We start from the raw sequence: 18,645 nt of genomic DNA on the forward strand, positions 1-18,645 counted from the left end.
CGCCCACGCTTCAAACGGGAGATAAATTTAAAATTTTTGGGATTTTTGTTAAAAATGCTTGTTTGTAAAAACGTGGTAGTAAATTTATGCTAGTGCCTTCTGCCAAGCTGTAGTTTTGAGTTTAAATTTAATAAAAAAGCAAAATTTCACACTTAGATCAGCAATCGTTGATAATGTAAAAAGTCCGCAATAGATAAAATAGCTTATGTAAAAATTTATCCGCCTAAACGGGAGTTGCAGAGTGGATAAATTTTTAAAATTTGAGACCATCTGCTTGTTTGTAAAGGTTGCAGTAGTAAATTTATGCCAGACGAGCGAGTTAAATTTACACAAAGAGCCTATGGATAGCGTCTATGCTGCTGTAGCTCTTGCGGAAATTTAAAAATTACATGTTTAGTTTGGCGAGTATCTATAATTTAGACTTTGCCTCGTGAAGCAAAAGCATAGATTTAAAAAACAAGAGAAAAACCCAAAGATCGAATTTGTTTCGCATTTTCTATAAATTTTTAGTGGTAGGCTTTGTGTAAATTTGACTATAAAGGCAAATTTGATATCCACGCTTTTGTCTTTGTGGTTGCATAAAACCTGCAACATACTTTAAAAATCTAAGAGCAAAATTTATCTTTTCATTCTCATCAAAGCTCGAATTTAGCTCACTTTCCCTGTTGCTTTTAGGGGCATGCTCCGTATAAAATAAAATTTCACACTCTCGGCAATCATCTGCATTTTTTATCGCCAAAGTTTAAATTTAACTCGCGCTTTTAATGTTTTTAGCGGCGAAACTCGTCTAAATTTTATTGAGTGAAGCAAATTTATTATCAAACCAGCGGTTTTGTGTAGAGCAAAGTCAAATTTATAAAATAAGATAAGGCCTAAGAGCCAAATCCCATCTTTTTATCCTCGCCAAAGCTTGAGTTTAGCTCGCGCTCTATCGTGGTTTTGAAGTCCTCAAAGGTGAAAATCCCATCATCTTTTATCGCTACTTTCAAAGCAGTATTTTTTAGCGCAAGGACGATCTGCGCGCCACTTAGGTTAAACTCAGCCAGCCTTTCTACGCTAAAGCCATCTTCAAAGCTCGCATTTTCAGGCAAAATTTTACGCCAAATGGCAAGCCTGCCGTTATAATCAGGCTTTTTAAACTCTATCTTATAGTCAAATCTTCTAGAAAACGCCACGTCAAGGCTTTGTAAGAAATTTGTCGTTGCGATCAGCACGCCCTCAAAGCGCTCGATCTGCTCTAAAAAGATATTTTGCATTTGATTGTGCATCTTCTCAGCCCCGCTCGAGCTCTCCACTCTCGTGCTTAAAAACTGATCGGCCTCGTTTAGCAAGAGCACCGGCTCGCTGCCACTTTTTTTGCAAATTTCTTTGTAAGTATCAAAAATTTTCCTTACATTTTGCTCGCTCTCGCCGACATATTTGCTTAAAATTTTTGAGCAGTCAAAGCTTAGAATTTGCTTCTTTAGGCTCTTTGCAAGCCCAACGGCGCTCATCGTCTTACCAGTGCCAGGCTCGCCGTAAAAGATTATCTTGGCGTCTATATTTTTCCTAGTTTTTATGCCCCAGCTACTTAGTCTAGCGAGCACTTTTTTATCGACTTGCTTTAGTATCGTGCTTAAAAGCTGCTTTGTCTTTTCGTTTAGCACGACGTCTTCTAGACTAGTTACTGGCTCAATGAGCTCAAAAATTTCTTGCTCTTTTACTAGGCTTTCTATCTTGATTTTCTTACTGTTTTTGTCATTTTTTGGGTGCATTATACTTTGCAAAATTTCTTCGTTTATAAAAAAACTTTTGCTTACGTTGCCATAAGCGTTTAAAACCTCGTCGTAGTCGATTAGTGCGCCCTCGATGAGCCTTGAGCCGTCCTCTAAAAGAGTGCGATTTTTGATGCGCTCAAGCTCGTCTTTGCTTATTAGCCCAACTAGCGTGTTTAGGTCGCGACCATTTTCAAAGTCGCCCGCATACTCCTCTTTTAAAAGGGCTAAAAATATGATCTCCTCTTTTTCATCAAGCGAATTTTCTTTAAAAATTTGCTCTATTTTTAGGCTGATCTTGCTTAGTTTTACACGCTCGTTTATGCGTTTTGTAAGCTCAGAAATTTGCTCGTTTATGCGCTTTTTAGCGTCATTTGAGCCACCTTCAAATATCGCAGCCTTTGAGTAAAGCTCTATCTTTAAAAACTGATCTTTTAAATACTCCAAATGATCTTCATAAGGCGTAAGCTCTGGTAAATTTATATCAGCGTTGCCATCTTCAAGGATCTTTAAAAATGTGCTAGAGAGTGAAATTTCAGAGTGAAGTAGCGAAAGCAGCCCTTGGTTAGAGCTTTTTTGCGAGTTCTCTGGCATCTTAAAGAGGCTGTAGTTTTGCACTATCCAGCCGCTACCCAGCAAATTTTTTATAAATTTAAGGTATAAAAGCTGCTTGTCGTTTTGCGTGCCAAAAACAGCTCCAAGTAGCTCAAAAACGCTCATGCTAGCCGTTCCTTGCACGTAGGCTTTGCTTAGGTATTTTAAAATTTCTCCCTCTTCATCGCCACACTTTATAAGCTCGTAAATTTTGCTTTTTTTGAGGTCTTGGTTTAGAAAATCAAGCAAATACTTCACTAAATTTTATCCTTTATCTGCTCTTTTAGCACACGTTTTAGCACCTTGCCAGTTGCGTTTCTAGGCAGTTCCTCGGCAAAGTAGATGCTCTTTGGCACTTTGAAATTTGCTAAATTTTTCTTTAGATACTCTCTAACCGTCTTTTCATCAAGATCCATGCCATCTTTTACCTGTATGAAAGCGACGACCTCTTCGTCTGCATGCACGTCCTTTACTCCTATGACCGCTGCAGCTTCGACTGCTTCAAGCTTATAGATGACCTCTTCGATCTCGCGTGGATAGATGTTTATGCCTTTTGATATGATGAGGTCTTTTTTGCGATCAACGATGTAGATAAAGCCCTCTTCATCGATCTTGCCAAGGTCTCCAGTCTTTAGCCAGCCATTTATAATGGTCTCATCAGTTACGCCTGGCATGCCGTAGTAGCCTTGCATGACGCAGTCGCCTTTTACGATGATCTCGCCGATCTGGCCGACTGGTAGCTCCATCATCTCATCATCTACGATCTTGACCTCATAGCCATTTAGCGCAGGGCCTACGCTTAGAAGCTTTTGCTTGTCAAATAAATTTGCCGCTACGACTGGCGAGCATTCGCTAAGGCCGTATCCTTCAACGAGTGTCGCGCGTGGGAATTTCACTCTAAAATCATCAATCGTTTGCTTAGCAAGCGGAGCAGCGCCACTTACAAATAGCCTTATGCGGTTAAACCATCTAAAATACCAAGGAATTTTTGCCTTGCCGATGGCTGTGTAGATGGCTGGGATGCCCAAAAATACAGTGACTCTTTTAAGCAGCGTCTGTTTTAGCACATTTGAAAATGGAAAGACTGATCTTACAAGCACCATCGAAGCGCCCGCATATATCGGCAAAAGCACCATCGCTGTGAGTGTAAAGCTATGAAACATCGGTAAAAATACGATAAATCTATCGCTTTTTTTAACCTTAAAACGCTCGTGCGCGCCGATGACGTTTGAGAAGATATTTTTATAGCTTATCATCGCACCCTTTGGCTTGCCTGTGGTGCCTGAGGTGTAGATGATGTGCATGAGATCGTCTATTTTAGGGTATTTTGTGATGCTTAGGGTGTATTTGTGATTTAGCGCTTCGCTGAAATTTACATTTTTTACAACGCCGTTATTTTCATAGCCCTTGCTCATATCCTCTTTTGAAATTTGTGGAGTTGAAGATAGATAGGCACTCTCGCCATACTCCTCATCAACGCTTACATAGTCGTCTTTTGAGGCACTTTGAAGTTTTTTTGGTGTTTGACCGATCCAGATGATCTTTCTTAAAATTTCAAGCTCACTAAGTGCGATTAGCTCCTTTGCAAGCGAGCTGGAGGCAAAAAGCACCCTTGCGCCACAGTCGTTTAAGATATACTCAAACTCATTTGTCTTTAAAAAGGTGTTCATCGGCACTGCCACCGCGCCGATAGCCGTGATGGCGAGGTATGAGATGATAAATTCTTTCGAATTTGCCACCGCCATAGCCACTTTATCGCCAAAATTTACTCCACAAAGCTGCAAGTAAGCCGCCACTTTATCGACGTTTTGCTTTAGTTCGTGGTATTTTAGCTTCTCTTTTTCATCAAAGGTCGCTATCTGGTTTGGACTCTGCTTTGCTACTTTGGTCAAAATTTCATAAAAATTATTATAAGAGTATTGCATTTTTAGCCCTAGAAAGAGTATTTAAATGTCATTGCAGCTATCTGGACGCTACTTGCGTCAAATTCGCCAGACATTGAGCCGGTGCCAGTTTTTATATCTGTCGCACGTTTTTTGTCTCGGTGCTGATAGAGATAGCCTAGTCCTAGCTCTAAATTTGGCGTAAATTTATAGTTTGCCCCAAACGAATATGCCTGAGAGGTGGTGTTTGGAAGCTCCAAGCCAGTGTGTTCGCCACTAGTTATATCCTCATCGTATGAAAAGCCAGCCATTAGTCTAAGTTTTTCATTTACGTCGTAAGCAAGGCCTATCCTATATGTGTTTGTATCCTTTGCGTTTTTAACGACTGGATCGTCCATAAACATTTTAAAAGCAGGGTGGTGTGAATGAATAGCCGTCTTGTCGTCATATTCAAAGTCATAATCTTTAAATTTAGACCAGTAAGTCCTCTCGAAAGCTAGCAAAAGGGTAAAGTCGCTAAATTTATATCCAGTCGCAAGCACTAGCTGAGCAGGTAGAGGGATCTCAACTTTTGTTTTGCCATGATAGCTTATAGGCGCTAGCTGTCCGTTAAAATCAGCATCAGCGCTACCTTTAAGCTCTAAATTTACCTTCGAGCGGTAAGTCACCGCAAAGCTAAGCTCCTCGGTAGGTCTATATGTAAGAGCGACGTTGTAGCCGTAGTTTATACCATCGCCTTGTATCTCTCTGTAGCCAAAACGTCCAAAGTCACTTGCTATCTTGCCTTTGCTATAAACGCCTCTAGCGCCCAGAGCAATGGCAAGTTTGTCATTTATGCGGTAAGCTACGGTTGGATTTAGCTCGACAACTTGTAGTTTAAACCTCTTGCCAGTAAAAGCAGTCTCTGGATCCTCCCACGAGATGCCAACAGCAGCAGGCACGGCAAGGGCTAGTCCAAACCTCCAGTTTTCATAAATTTCTGGCGTTACAAAGCTAAATGTGCCAGCTAGTGAGTCAAATTTCTTTGAGCTGTAGCTCTTGCCATCATCGCTTTTAAAGTCGATGGAATTTATATGAAACCAACCAAGCGTGCTTTCAAAATGGTGAAGCCCGTCTAAAAACATCATATTTGCAGGGTTAAAATAAGCCGCATCAGCCCCAAAACTAAAGGCTACATTACTAGCAGCAAGTCCTAAAGAATCAGCACTTTGCTCAGGGACCTTATAACCCCCAGCATTTAATAAAGAACACGTCGCAACAATGCTTAAAAGCACTCTTTTCATAGCTTTTCCTTTTCTAGGTTTCTTAAAATTTTGATCTCATCTTCCCAAATACTCTCATCAATCGTCTCTAAAATCAAGGGAATTTCGCCTATTTTATCATCATTTATTATATTTTCAAAAGCGCCAAGCCCAAGCTCGCCCTTGCCAAGGCTCTCATGCCTATCTTTTTTTGAGCCAAGCCCAAATTTAGCATCATTTAGGTGCATACCAGATAGAAATTTATAGCCGATGATCGCATCAAATTCGTCCATCGTCTTAGCATAAGCCTCTTTGCTTCTTAGATCGTACCCAGCGGCAAATGCGTGGCAAGTGTCGATGCAAACGCCAACTCTACTCTCATCGTCTGCTCGCTCGATCAGATACGCCAGCTGCGCAAAATCAAAGCCTAAATTTGAGCCTTGTGCGGCTGTGTTTTCGATGACTAGTTTTACGCCGCTTGTTCGTTTTAGCGCTTCGTTTATGCATCTAGCGATGTTATCTAGGCACTCGTTTTGGCTTATTTGCTTTAGGTGTGAGCCAGGGTGGAAATTTAAAAGCTTTAGTCCAAGCTGGCTAGCTCGCTCTATCTCATCGATAAAGGCTTCAAGGGACTTAGCTCTTGCCTCTTTTTCTGGATGGCCTAAATTTATGAGGTAGCTTGCATGTGGTAAGACGTGATCGGCGCTTATGCCAGAGGCTTTTAAATTTGCTTTAAACTGCTCTATCTCGCCCTCGCTCAGCTCTTTTGCGCTCCACTGGCGCTGATTTTTTGTAAAAAGTGCAAAGGCATTTGCTCCTATTTTTGCAGCATTTATCGGTGCGTTAAAGACGCCTCCAGCCGCACTTACGTGAGCTCCAATGTATCTCATTTTAACTCTTTTATTATCACTTTTATTTTATTTTTGCTATCGATAAATTTGACGTAGTTATCGCAAACTTCGTATTTTATAAAATAAGAACTTAGATCTTGTCTAAAGCCGCACTCTGTGGTGCTTAGATCTTTGCCGTCATAAATTTTTTGTCTTTGCAAAATCTCTTCAAAAAGGCTCTCATAATGTGGCGCTAGAAAAAATTTCTCGTTAAATTCAGTCTTTTTAAAACAAGCGCTATTTACGCAAATTTTGTCCTTTATATTGATATTTGCGGTATTGACGCCAGAGCTATAAATTTGCAAATTTAGATCATTTTTGTATGTGTGAAAAAATCCAACATCATTTATCTTTATCATAGGAGAAAATAAAGTTACCTGAAAAGCTTGCGATCTTTGCGGTGTTTTAGTCGCAACACAGCCTGAAAAAATGAGAGCAAATAATAAAACAAGTGAAAATTTCTTCAACGATTTGTCCTTTTATGTAAATTTAAGTTAAAAAGTAATATAATCCCAACTTCATAACCGACCGTGGCCCATTCGTCTAGCGGTTAGGACATCGCCCTTTCACGGCGGTAACACGAGTTCGAGTCTCGTATGGGTCACCACTTCTAAAAGACAAAATCTTATCCACATAAGCTTTAAAATCTAGTTAATCCAAATTTTCAGCTTTTTTAAAGACAAATTCTTAAATTTAATTGTTGTAAAAGAGATCAAATTTCACGTCTAGCAAAATTTAAAAAGTAGGTTTTGTGCGAGTATAAAAGTAAAAAGCAGTTAAATTTAGCCTTTTAATAGGCTCTAAAGTAACTGCAAAATTTACATCTGATGTGGCTTGCCTAGCAAAAATCCCTGCGCATACGAAATTCCAAATTTCTTTATATACTCTAAAATTTCTTCGTTGCTCACAAACTCAGCCACGATCTTATAGCCTTGTCTTCTAGCAAAGCTCACGATAGTTTCAACCAAAACTCTTGCGTTTTCATCAGTTGGTAGCTTTTTGATGATCGAGCCATCTATCTTGATGTTATCTATATCAAGCTCTAAAATTCGGTAGTAGTTAGAGTAGCCAGAGCCAAAGTCATCGATTGAGATTTTACATCCATATTTTTTAGCTCTTTTTATAAATTCATTTGCCATGGCGTAGTCGCTAAGCTCTTCGCTCTCTAGCATCTCAAAGCAAACTCTACTTGGATCCGGGCAACTCTCTAGTTTTTCATCTAAAATTTCTCTCACACCAGGATCTGTTAGATCCGAGCTTGAAAGGTTGATAGAAAATGTATAGTCTGGATATTTTTTCACTAGATCAAAGGCTAGAGCGATCACCTTTTTTGTTATCTGAAGATAGAGTTGCGTTTTCATCGCGATCTCTAAAAACTCACCTGGGTAGCGGATCTTGCCGTTTTGATCGACTATACGCACCAAAACCTCGTAGTATTTTGCCTCTGTCTCATTTTCTTGCACGTTAAAAATTCCCTGACACTCAACTATCACCTTATCGTTTTCTAGGGCGTACTCGATGAGTTCGGTTATGAGTTGGTTTTTATAGTATCTCATCTCGATCGCGTCGTTTTCGAGATAGTAGTAGATCTCGTTGCCACTATCACTTGCTTGTTGATTGGCTAGGATCGACTGCATTAGGCGGTTTGTTTGCGGTGTGTCATTTGATAAAGATACGCCAAGAGTTATCTTGATGCCAGGTAGGTTTTCAAATTTACCATCTATCTCGATATTCATCCTGCTAAAGTTAAAATACTCTTTTATAAAGCCAATATCTCTAACGATGTCATCGCCTTGATACCAGATGTAAAACGCATCATCTTGAAACCTAAATAGCTCAGCATTTATAGAGTAGGTATCAACACAGAGTTTTAGCGTATTTGCCACCGCTTTTAGCATGGCTTCGATGACCTTGTTTTGGTAGAAAAATCTTAGCATCTTATAGTTTTTGATGCTTATGCTGATCAAAATTCCATCTTTTTTCGCCTCTATCATCTCAGTTAGGGCAAAGTAGTTGCCAAAGCCAGTTAGCTTGTCGATTGAGGATTGAATTTTTATCTGCTCATTTTTTTGAGTTAGCTCTTTAAGCATGCTAAGCTCTTTCGTCCTATCAAGCTTTATAGCCATGTAGCCCTCTAGCTTGCCTTCAAAGAAAAATGGCGCAAAACGCACCTTCTCATAGAGCAGTTTGCCACTTTTTGTCCTGCTTATTAGCTCGTCGCTCTCCCATGAGATGTGCTTATTTATAGCATTTCTTATCTCAGCGTAAAAGCTCTCTGGGTGCATATTTGATTTTAAAATTTTAGGACTTTTGCCGACAACATCTTTTAGTTTATAGCCAGTTTTTGACTCAAATGTTTTATTTACATATAAAATTTTATTGTCATTGTCGCAAAAGACTATCGAGCTGTGTCCTGCATCCACTGTCGTTTTTAGTAGTTTTATCTGCTTTAGCTGTTTAGTTAGCACCCTTGCTTGGTAAAAGGTCAGTGCGCAAAATAGCACGAAGCTGATAAGACAAAGCACTTGCATTATCACTATATTTCGTATCATTATGCTGTAAGAGGCTAGGGTATCATCTCTAAATTTTCTTAGCTCTTGTCCAAGTTTTAGATCAACAGAGTCTTTAGCTATGGAGCTTATGTTTTTTGCAAATTCAAGCGCGTAAGTTGCCTTATTTAGCACCAAGATCGCTTTTGTGTCGTTTTTGTAGGTATCTTTATATTTTTGTATCTGCTCTTTTGTTTGATTTAGCGTCTCAGGGCTGATTATGGCTGAGCTTTTTATCGCGTGAAATATCACATTAAGTGCATCTAGCTTCTTCTCTGATGCTATTTCAAACTCACCTGATAAGATATAAGCAGCCATTGATGAGCTAGCGTAGTTTGACCTATCTACAAGCCTTTGTTTTTTTAAAAAGTCGTCGTTTATGACCTTTAAAGTTTTGGCATTTTTCTCTTGGTAAAAGACATGTATGATCTCGTTTAGCTCATCAAGTCTGGTTAAATTTTGATCAAAACTTCTTAAATTTTTATTTACATCGTCGTAGTTTAGGCGAAGTACGTTATTTTCTAAGCTAAAGCTTAGCTCGTTATCTAGCAAGATAAGGCTTAAGATCGTATCGTTAAATTTACTAACAGCAGTAACTGCTCTATTTGCCATATAGATGTAAGCTGAGCTAAAGAAAAAGACGATCGCTAGGACGATTAAGATGATATTTGCTTGTCTTTTATTCATTTAGTATCCTAGGTCTGCGTCCATTTAGTGTTTGCAAAAATTTATAAATTTGCTCCAGCTCTTCGCTACTTAGTGTGTGGATCAGCTGATGATAGCTCACAAAGCCTATGACCTCTTTTAGATCGCTCATTTCGCCACTGCTTAGATATGGAGCCGTTCTTGCTACATTTCTAAGCGAAGGCACTCGCATGAGGCGTCTGCTCTCACTTGCATCTTTTAAGCCCACATTTTGCATCAAATTTCCACCTAAATTTCTACCATTGTGGCAAGCCACACAGCCTATTTTATTAAAGAGCTCAAAGCCCTTTTTTGCCTCAGCATTTATGGAGTCATCATTGCCAGCTAGATACTCATCAAATGGCGAATCAATGCTCAAAACTGCCTTTTCAAATTCCACCAAAGCATCTACTATATTTTCGTAGTTTATACCATCATCGTATGCGTCATTAAACAAAATCCCATATTCGCCTATGCTTTTTACCTTTTTTACTATCTCATCTTTGTTTGAATTTAGCTCATTTCTAGAATTTATCGACTCTTTTACTTGATCTTTTAAGCTTCTTACTCTGCCATCAGTAAAAAATAGAAAATTTAAAGCCGAATTTAGCACGCTAGGCGGGTTTATAACGCCCTTTTGGCTAGTGTAAGATGAGTTTGTACCACTTAAATTCCAGTATAAGTTGTGGCAAGTTTCGCATGAATAGTTTTCGGTGGTGCTTAGCCTTTTGTCAAAAAAGAGCTTTTTGCCGATGTAGGCTTGTTTTTCGTTATATTTTGATGAAAGCACTGGCTCAAATGATGAATTTGCGCTCAAAATACAAAAAGATACTACCATCCAAAATAAAACTTTTTTCATAAAATCTCCATATTCTTGAGCGTCATTATAGCGGAATTCTTTTTCATAACTACCAAATCGGCTAAATTGTAAAAAATTTAGTTTTTATTTGCCTTTTGAAAAAAATGTTGTATAATCCGCGAAAAATTACACAAATTTCAAGGAGGAACCATGAAAAAAGGTTTTACAATGATCGAGTTGATCTTCGTGATCGTGATTTTAGGCATATTAGCCGCAGTCGCTATACCAAGACTAGCTGCAACAAGGGATGATGCAGAGAAGGCTAAAGTTGCTACAAATATACAGACTATTATTTCTGATTTAGGTGCATATTACACCTCACAAGGTAAATTTGCTACAAAAACTACAAGTGGCGGCACTACTAGTAGTGATATTGATATAGCTGCGATGACAAACGTTGCAAATCCTGTTAAGGCAAAAGCAGATAATTGTTTTGAAGTCAAAGGCCCTTCAGCTACAAGTGGTGCTTTGGAGGTATCGGTCGGAACAGCGGGTCTATGTAATGACATATGGCAACTACCTGGCTTAAAAAGTGTTAATGACAGCCTAACTACTACTAGTGATAATAAAAAGCTTTTAAAATTTGGCGGCATAGGTATTGACTGGAATAAATAATTTCTACTCTTGGCAAGGAAATTCCTTGCCACTCTTTCTTTAAACTTTTCTTAAAAATTTATTTTTCATTTATAAAAATTCTAGCTATAATCTCGCAACTTCAAATTCAAGGATGAAGTAATGAAAAAAGCTTTTACTATGATAGAGCTCATCTTTGTAATAGTCGTTATTGGTGTATTAGCAGCTATTGCTATCCCAAGGATAAGCGCCACAAGAGATGACGCCGCACTAGCAAAGTCCATGACAGATATAGCAGTTGCCATACAAGATATAAATGCCTACTATGTATCACAAGGCAAACTAGCCCTTGATACTACAAACAATAAAGTTAAATTTAAAGAGATGACAAATGCTGGGATTGTGGATAGCTCTGGCGATCTTGGCTTTTTTGCCAAAAACGAAAGATGCATTTCATTAAAATTCTTTGCTGCAGACCAAAGCTGCTTAGGAGTAGATATCAGTGAGCAAGGCTTATGCAAAAAGCTTTGGCAAGCTCCAGAATTTAAGCGCTTTAGCCAGACCATGATAAAGCCAGCACAAGGAGCATTGCCAGCTCATATCAGCTTTAGTGCTGTTCGCATCGTTTTTTAGCTAGATATTTTTATCAAAAGTTTTAAAGTCTGAAATTTACACTTAATTCTTGAAATTTTATAAAAATAAAGTCCAAAACTAATTTTTTCTTGACAACAATAACATTTTTAGATAGAATGCGACTTTTTAATGAGGTAGTGGCATAAACTTACAAACACGACTCAGGCGGGGTGTAGCGCAGTCTGGTTAGCGCATCTGGTTTGGGACCAGAGGGCCGAAGGTTCGAATCCTTTCACCCCGACCATGTTAAATGGTGAGTGTAGCTCAGTCGGTTAGAGCATCAGATTGTGGTCCTGAGGGTCGTGGGTTCGATTCCCATCACTCACCCCATTTTGGGCGCTCGTAGCTCAATTGGATAGAGCGACAGACTTCGGATCTGTAGGTTATGGGTTCGACTCCTATCGGGCGCGCCACTTGAAAGATTTTATGCGCTCATAGCTCAGCTGGATAGAGCAACGGCCTTCTAAGCCGTAGGCCTCAGGTTCGAATCCTGATGGGCGTACCACTTATTATTGTTGTGCGGATGTGGTGAAATTGGCAGACACGCCAGACTTAGGATCTGGTGCCCCACGGCGTGAAGGTTCAAGTCCTTTCATCCGCACCATCTTTTTTAAATCTTTTTAAAATCCCCAAAAAACTCAATTTTTATTAGAAAATTTTAATTTCACTTGTCAAAATTTAGTAGAAATTTTCGTTTATCAAATCCTTTTCATTAAATTTATAAAATTTAAATTTATAAAATTTATAGATCAAATTCTTACGCCATTAAAACAAAGAGATGATAAAAAACCAAAGGCGAGTGCGGTAGTGTTGAGTCTGCCATTTTTGTGTTTTTTGAAGACGTGCGAAGGTCGGGCTTGATAAGAATTTTGAGCCATTTTTTGATGAGTTTGATAATACACTTTTGGGTTAAACAAGATCGATCAGTGCGGGATAGAAAGATCGGTTGGTTGCAGACGAGGCGCTATTGCTAAATTTGGGTACAAATTTTAAAAATCTAGAGGTTAAATTTAGTCATTTTGGGCGTAAATTTAAAAACGTTAAGGCTGTGGCATTAGATAAGCATATTCTTGTGCGATTTGTAGTAATTAGTGGTAAAGTCTAAAAACATAAAAATTTAGGGCTAAATCTAGTTTTTTGGGTTTAAATTTAAAAATTTAGACGTTGTGATTTCAAATAATAAAATAAGCCAAATTTTAAATGTGGGCGGTAAATTATCGGGTAAAAACGGTTTTTTATAGGTTGCATGAAGGCAAGGTTTATCAAATGTAGCGTAAAGTTGGTTATATTTGATATGCCTCACTAAATTTAACTGCAAAACAAAATAAGATAGAAATTTATGGCTAAATTTGTTTGCTGTGGCTTAAATTCTAGAAGCTGTGATGTTTAAAAAGAGAGTAAATTTACAATGAAGGCAGTAAATTTAAGCTATCTGTGAAATATCTTTCTTTTGTGGATTTGTTGGCAATGCCCTAATGGCACGTGTTAATGAAAAAATGGGGGGGGTGTAGGAGTTACGGTTGATAAGCGCTTACTAAATTTGACCATAAATAGAAATTTGCGCCTAAATTTAAACATTTTTGAAGCCAAATTCTACTAGTAATTTTGTATCTTGAGCTAAATTTAAAGAGTAAAAACAGAGTTAATTATAAATTTGGGCTGTTAGAAAAATGGTTGCCTTGAGCTGGTGGCAGTATTTTGAGAACTAGCGACAATCGAGCTAGCTATATTTGCTCTGCTCTAATTAAATTTAACGAAAAAACTTAGCAGCATGAAAATTTACGATGAAATTTAGTCGTATCGGACTTAAATCTAAAATTTTACTAGCAAATTTTTAGCCAAATTTACACTTGCTTAGAAATTTACTCAGCAATCAGCTTGATCTAAAAGCGCCTTTAGATAGCAGTTTGCCTTTTTAAAGATATAGAAATTTGTTTGCTTCGTATCTTTTAACTAGGCGATAAAGCGCGCCTAAATTTACGAAAATGTAAATTTAGTAGTGATCATTTTGATTTCATAGATAAATTCTAGCGCCAGTTGTTATTTCTATTAAGTGATATTTAGCGCCTTAGGGCAGGTTGATTAGACTAACTATGGGTCAAATTTAAGCCACAAGATGATTTTGATTAAAAACAGCAAATGATCAAATTTAGCCCCCAAGCGAGGGCTAAATTTATATAAATTCTACAAAGATTGCAAAATTTTTGGTTTAGAAAATGCAGTGATTGGTTTGATCTCGCCTTTATATTTTTCTAAATTTACAAGGATCGTGTGTCCGCAGTTGCTTTGAGCGATGCTAGATGTGCCCTTGTCGCGAGTTAAGACATTGACGCAGCCATGCTTGCAAAGGCTCTTTTCGCCTAGCACTTCAGGATCGTACCACGCACCCTCGCAGATGGCGATGACGTGCTCTGGGATGATGTCAGTGACTAGCGCGCCGACCAGAATTTCGCCCCTATCGTTAAATACTCTCACCACGTCGCCAGTTGCTATGCCTTTTGCTTTGGCGTCATTTACGTTTATGAGCATTGGCTCTCTAGCGCATACTTCAGCGTAGTTTCTGATTATTGAGTTATTTAGCTGTGAGTGGAGGCGGTATCTTGAGTGTGGTGTTGTGACGCTAAATGGATACTTTTTGGCTTTTTCGCTGCCAAGCCACTCAAACGGCTCGATCCAAGCAAAGTGCGGCGCAAAGTCTTTGTAGCCAAATTTAGCGATAGTTGGAGAGTAGAGCTCTATCTTGCCAGATGGCGTGCCTAGGCGGTTTTTGTGAGGATTTTCTCTAAAAGCGCTAAGTCTTGTGTAGTATCTGCTCGCTTCGTCATCTTGCTCAAATCTAACATATCCCTCTTTCCAAAACTCATCAAAGCTTGGCATCTTGACATTTATGCCTTTAGCTTGCTCGGCTGCGTCTGCGTAAAATTCTTTCGCCCAGCCAAGCTCATCTTTGCCCTCTGTAAAGACCTCTTCTCTGCCCCAGCGTTTGCAGATTTGTGAGCAGATCCAGTAATCGCTCCTGCTCTCGCCCATAGGCTCTACGACAGGTTTGTAAGCCACGATGTACTCGTTTGTAGGCACGCTTTGGTTGATGTCATTTCTCTCGACTTCAAGGGCTACTGGCAAGACGATGTCGCTTAGTTTTGCTGTGCTTGTCCAAAATGGCTCAGCGGTTATTACGGTGTCAAATTTACGCCACGCTTTTACGGCGTTATTTACGTCTTGATGTCTTGTAAACATCGATCCAGATGCCATGTAAGCCACTCTCATGTGTGGTAGCTTGATCTTTGAGCCGTCATAGTCTATCTCTTTGCCAGGGTTTTGCAAAGCCTCGATCGATCTTGAAGATGGGATGGTGACGTTTTTAAATTTCTTCCAAGGAGCGCCATCTACGTTGTCGTATTTCTCGCTTATGCTAGTGCTGATGCCTTTTAGTGACGGAGCGATCTTGTCTGTAGCGCCATTTGAGTAGTAGAGGTTAAACTCAAAGCCAAGACCCTCTTTGCCTATCTGACCTAGCATCGCACTAAGTGTTACTATGCCCCAAAAGCCCATCTCGCCGTGATCTTGTCTTTGAAGCGACCTGCCTGCGATGATGACACTTGGCTCTTTTGCAAGCGCTGTTGCAAATTTAGCGATATCCTCAGCTTTTACACCACAAATTTTGCTCGCCCAGTTGATATCTTTTACCACCTTGTCGGTTGTACCAAGTAGGTAGTCTTTAAATTTATTAAAGCCAACTGTGTATTTTTTGATAAATTCTTCGTCGTAAAGCTTGTTTTCATATAGATAGTGGCACATGCCAAGCATCATTGCTACGTCGGTATTTGGACGAACGATGATAGCTTCAGAGTCAAGGTATCTTGTGGTGTCGTTTTTAAAGACGCAAACGCTATAAGTTTTTATGCCTGCCTCTTTTATCTTTTTGATGCCAAGATAGCCATCATGTGTTGGTGGCTGCCATGAAATTTGATCAGTTACAAGTGGGTCAGTGCCCCAAAATACAACATTTTTAGCGTTTTTAGCGATAGCCTCCCACTTTGTCGGAGCATCATAAACGGCGCTGTTGCCTAGGACGTGAAGCATGATAACAAGGCCAGCACCCGTTGAGTAGTCGCCGCTCTCTTCTACATATCCGCCAAGCACTTTTAGCATCCTGTGACCAACAGTCCTACCCCAGCTGATCTTGCCGCTACCGCCCCACCAGTAGCACTCGCCGTAGATGCTCTCAGGGCCATACTTATCAAAATTTTCTTTTAAGGCTTTTGCTGCTAGATCAAGCGCTGTGTCCCAGCTAACACGCACAAATTCCTCTTTGCCACGAAGCTCGCTCTTTGCTGCGCCTTTTGCCTTTAGGTAGCTCTTTCTTACGTATGGATAGAGCACGCGGCTTTCGTTTTGGATGAGGTCTGGCAAGCTGTTGTTCATGGTATTTGGAAATTTATCGCCATCAAATGGATCAACAGATACGATTTGGTTTGAGTTGGTATTTGCCCAAAATAGCCCAAATCTATTTGCGCCAAAGGTTTTGTTTTGGTCAAAGATGGTCTTTGTCACGCCTTCTATCTTGTTTGCTTGTGCCGCTGTGGCAGCAAGTGCAGAAAATTTTATAAAATCTCGTCTTTTCATATTTTCTCCCTTATGAAAATTTATTTTACTTTTTTGGCATTGTGCTGTAGGTATTTAAGCACTAAATTTAGGTCAGTTTCATCAAGTGCGACAAATTTCGCATCAACCATACCAGCTAAATTTGCTGGCCACTGAGCAGCTGTAAAGCTGTTTGGCTCGTGCAACCTGTGACATGCCGAGCAGGTCTCCTCGTAAATTTTCTTTGCCTTTGCATAAAGCTCTTTTTGGTTGCCACCAAGTGCGTCATTTGGCACTTCATAAACGCCATCAGCTTGGTACCAAACCTCGCCGTAGTCATCTTCAAGATCTTTTACTTTTTTGAAATTTGCCTCGCTCTCGTTATCAAAAGCTACAAAAACTTCAGGGTCTTCTACGCTTCTTTGAAGCTGAGCCAAGTAGTTTGCCGACACTACACCACTAACCTTGATCTTACTCGTTTTATCGCCTTTTTCTACGACCTCAACTGGCGTTAAAACCTCGATCTTACCGATCATCTTGCCATCAAGTGTGATGTTTGCATCTTTTGCGATCACATCAGCACCAAAGGCAAGACTACAAGCTAGCACTGGGGCTAAAAATAGCATTTTCATTTGACAATCCTTAAAAAAAGAAATTAAATGAATTTTATAACCAGCATGCTTAAAATTATATTGCTATATTTAGAGAAAAGTAAGTATTTTAGGAGGTTTTAAAGGGGTAAAGTAAATTTAAAGTTATAAAATAGGGCGATTGCTCGCCCAAATTTACTTTAAGGATTATTTCTTCATCTGGATGGCAGTTTGTATCATCTCATCACTTGTCGTGATGCTTTTTGCGCTCGCTTCGTAGGCCTTTTGCGTGACGATAACCTCGCTTAGTGCTTGACCAAGATCGACGTTACTCATCTCAAGCTTGTTTGCTAAAATTTGAGCTCCGTAAATAGTCTCACCAGCCTTGTTTTTGTAAAAAAATGGCTCGCCAGAGTTGGCTGTGGCTTCATAGAGATTGTCGCCAACCTTTGCCACGCCTTGGTCGTTTATAAAGTGATAAAGGGCGACTTTTGCCACGGGGAATGCTCGAGTATTGTCGAAATTTGCCATGATGTTGCCGCGATCATCGACGCTATATTTTGATAAAAGCCCCTCAGCGTAGCCATCTCTTTTTATGTTAAAGTCTTTTCTAGCGTTTGCTGAGCTTGTCATGCCGTTATAAACCTCCGCATCGCCGTCGCCCTCGAAGTTTAAATTTACGCCGCCAACGCTTGTTAGTGTATTTGCGATAAGCCTGCCGCTGCCATTAAATGTAAGCGAGCCCATCGCCGTATTTTGCACGGCTCCGTTGGCGTCAGTTATCGTTGCCACTGCGTCCCAGATGGTCTGGTTGCCAGTTTGTGGGATCTGCTTGGTTAAATTTATAGTGACCAAACTTTTTGTGCCGTCTGCGTTGTAGATATCAGAGGTTAGTTTTTCTTTGTTTGGCACTTCAACGAGCGAGGTGACTTCAGCATTTACCTCTAAATTTGCAAAATCCATAAATTTAAGGCTCTTATCGTTTATCTGCCAAGTGCCATCACCCTCAAGCGTGGTTGAAAACTCGCTAAATTTACCATCGCCATCTTTTACTTTTACGACCACGCTGTCGCCAGCTTTTGCGCCAAGAGATGTGGTGCTTAGCGGGATCTGTCCGTTTAGCGAGATCGTCTTGTTTGTATTATCAAGCGTGTAGGCGTATTCGCTAGCATCAAGGGCTGTCGTTTTTTTGTCTGTTATGCGGCTTGAGTTTAGGTTGCCTTTTAGGCTGATGTTTGTAGTAGCCTCAGCTGGCATAAATAAAAAATGAGGCAGTGTTATGCCCTTTTGCGAGCCAGGATCACCCAGACTTAGCTTTTCTTGCGAGACCGTGTAAGCTTGTGGTGCGCTTGAGGTTTGACCATATTTTTTAAGAGCGGTTGCACTTGGCGTGGTTGGAGTGAAATTTGCAAGCGTGCCAAGGAGTAAATTTCCCCTAGTATCTACTAAATTTCCAGCCGCATCTATGTCAAAAGTGCCTGTTCTTGTGTAGTAGTTTTTGCCTGTTTTATCGACAACGCCAAAGAAGCCATCTCCGCCTATGGCAAGGTCAAAGTTGTTATCAGTGCTTTGAAAGCTACCATTTGACATGTCAAGTGCAGTCGTTTGCTTGGTAGCTCCAAGTCCCACTTGATCGCTAGTTGGGCCACTTCCTGCCGAGACTAGGTTTTGGTTTATTAAATTTTTAAACTCAGGGATTGAAGCTTTGAAGCCGACATTGTTTATGTTTGAGATGTTGTTTGACCAAACATCCATGCCAAAGCTTTGCGTCTTGATGCCGCTAACCCCGTTGTAAAAACCTCTCATCATGG

14 protein-coding genes and 6 tRNA genes are annotated in these 18,645 nt (G+C 39.8%); 9 read left to right on the forward strand and 11 right to left on the reverse strand.

The window, feature by feature from the left end; all coding sequences use genetic code 11:
* Window positions 1-241 precede the first annotated feature (241 nt).
* Complete coding sequence (locus CYP84_RS10755) at window positions 242-382, forward strand: hypothetical protein (RefSeq protein ID WP_180996390.1); 141 nt, start codon at window positions 242-244, stop codon at window positions 380-382.
* Window positions 383-496: 114 nt separating this feature from the next.
* Here CYP84_RS10755 and CYP84_RS05560 read toward each other — a convergent pair whose 3' ends face one another.
* The 6 genes from CYP84_RS05560 to CYP84_RS05585 all read right to left on the reverse strand — a co-directional run bounded on the left by CYP84_RS05560 (window position 497) and on the right by CYP84_RS05585 (window position 6,829).
* A complete protein-coding gene (locus CYP84_RS05560; protein ID WP_103636926.1) occupies window positions 497-739 on the reverse strand; it encodes a hypothetical protein in 243 nt (80 codons plus the stop codon).
* Between the two features lie 133 nt (window positions 740-872).
* On the reverse strand, window positions 873-2,606 hold the full coding sequence (locus CYP84_RS05565; RefSeq protein WP_103636927.1) for an ATP-binding protein: 1,734 nt from the start codon (window positions 2,604-2,606) through the stop codon (window positions 873-875).
* Window positions 2,606-4,273 (reverse strand): fatty acid--CoA ligase, encoded by a 1,668-nt coding sequence (locus tag CYP84_RS05570; protein WP_103636928.1) that lies wholly within the window; start codon window positions 4,271-4,273, stop codon window positions 2,606-2,608. The genes CYP84_RS05565 and CYP84_RS05570 overlap by 1 nt, the downstream gene beginning before the upstream one ends.
* 8 nt (window positions 4,274-4,281) lie before the next feature.
* Window positions 4,282-5,514, reverse strand: a complete 1,233-nt coding sequence (locus CYP84_RS05575; RefSeq protein ID WP_103636929.1) for an OmpP1/FadL family transporter — start codon at window positions 5,512-5,514, stop codon at window positions 4,282-4,284.
* Window positions 5,511-6,362, reverse strand: a complete 852-nt coding sequence (gene nfo / locus CYP84_RS05580; RefSeq protein ID WP_103636930.1) for a deoxyribonuclease IV — start codon at window positions 6,360-6,362, stop codon at window positions 5,511-5,513. Before nfo ends, CYP84_RS05575 begins: the two co-directional genes overlap by 4 nt.
* A complete protein-coding gene (locus tag CYP84_RS05585) occupies window positions 6,359-6,829 on the reverse strand; it encodes a hypothetical protein (RefSeq protein WP_103574123.1) in 471 nt (156 codons plus the stop codon). The genes nfo and CYP84_RS05585 overlap by 4 nt, the downstream gene beginning before the upstream one ends.
* A gap of 65 nt (window positions 6,830-6,894) precedes the next feature.
* Between CYP84_RS05585 and CYP84_RS05590 the strand changes: the two genes are divergently transcribed.
* A tRNA-Glu gene (locus CYP84_RS05590) sits at window positions 6,895-6,969 on the forward strand.
* A 211-nt stretch (window positions 6,970-7,180) separates the two neighbouring features.
* Here the strand turns inward: CYP84_RS05590 and CYP84_RS05595 are convergent.
* Together CYP84_RS05595 and CYP84_RS05600 are read right to left on the reverse strand one after the other, a co-directional pair.
* Window positions 7,181-9,598: a bifunctional diguanylate cyclase/phosphodiesterase gene (locus tag CYP84_RS05595; protein WP_103636931.1), complete on the reverse strand. Its 2,418-nt coding sequence runs from the start codon at window positions 9,596-9,598 to the stop codon at window positions 7,181-7,183.
* Window positions 9,591-10,454, reverse strand: a complete 864-nt coding sequence (locus CYP84_RS05600) for a cytochrome-c peroxidase (RefSeq protein WP_103636932.1) — start codon at window positions 10,452-10,454, stop codon at window positions 9,591-9,593. Before CYP84_RS05600 ends, CYP84_RS05595 begins: the two co-directional genes overlap by 8 nt.
* A gap of 150 nt (window positions 10,455-10,604) precedes the next feature.
* Here CYP84_RS05600 and CYP84_RS05605 point away from each other — a divergent pair, with 150 nt between their 5' ends.
* The 7 genes from CYP84_RS05605 to CYP84_RS05635 all read left to right on the forward strand — a co-directional run bounded on the left by CYP84_RS05605 (window position 10,605) and on the right by CYP84_RS05635 (window position 12,264).
* Window positions 10,605-11,069: a type II secretion system protein gene (locus CYP84_RS05605; protein WP_103636933.1), complete on the forward strand. Its 465-nt coding sequence runs from the start codon at window positions 10,605-10,607 to the stop codon at window positions 11,067-11,069.
* 120 nt (window positions 11,070-11,189) lie between these two features.
* On the forward strand, window positions 11,190-11,660 hold the full coding sequence (locus CYP84_RS05610) for a type II secretion system protein (protein WP_103636934.1): 471 nt from the start codon (window positions 11,190-11,192) through the stop codon (window positions 11,658-11,660).
* A gap of 166 nt (window positions 11,661-11,826) precedes the next feature.
* Window positions 11,827-11,904, forward strand: a tRNA-Pro gene (locus CYP84_RS05615).
* Between the two features lie 9 nt (window positions 11,905-11,913).
* Window positions 11,914-11,990, forward strand: a tRNA-His gene (locus tag CYP84_RS05620).
* A 6-nt stretch (window positions 11,991-11,996) separates the two neighbouring features.
* Window positions 11,997-12,073: transfer RNA gene (locus CYP84_RS05625), tRNA-Arg, on the forward strand.
* 15 nt (window positions 12,074-12,088) lie between these two features.
* Window positions 12,089-12,165: transfer RNA gene (locus CYP84_RS05630), tRNA-Arg, on the forward strand.
* 14 nt (window positions 12,166-12,179) lie between these two features.
* Window positions 12,180-12,264 (forward strand) — tRNA-Leu (locus tag CYP84_RS05635).
* 1,580 nt (window positions 12,265-13,844) lie between these two features.
* On the opposite strand, the gene CYP84_RS05640 is transcribed toward CYP84_RS05635, so the two are convergent.
* From CYP84_RS05640 to CYP84_RS05650, 3 genes are all read right to left on the reverse strand, one after another.
* Window positions 13,845-16,286, reverse strand: coding sequence for a molybdopterin-dependent oxidoreductase (locus tag CYP84_RS05640; RefSeq protein ID WP_103636935.1), 2,442 nt, complete (start codon window positions 16,284-16,286; stop codon window positions 13,845-13,847).
* A 20-nt stretch (window positions 16,287-16,306) separates the two neighbouring features.
* On the reverse strand, window positions 16,307-16,876 hold the full coding sequence (locus tag CYP84_RS05645; RefSeq protein ID WP_103636936.1) for a hypothetical protein: 570 nt from the start codon (window positions 16,874-16,876) through the stop codon (window positions 16,307-16,309).
* Window positions 16,877-17,041: 165 nt separating this feature from the next.
* Window positions 17,042-18,643 (reverse strand): flagellar hook-basal body complex protein, encoded by a 1,602-nt coding sequence (locus CYP84_RS05650; RefSeq protein ID WP_103636937.1) that lies wholly within the window; start codon window positions 18,641-18,643, stop codon window positions 17,042-17,044.
* Between the last annotated feature and the right edge of the window lie 2 nt (window positions 18,644-18,645).

This window comes from Campylobacter concisus (assembly GCF_002912425.1).
Classification (GTDB): Bacteria; Campylobacterota; Campylobacteria; order Campylobacterales; family Campylobacteraceae; genus Campylobacter_A; species Campylobacter_A concisus_AH.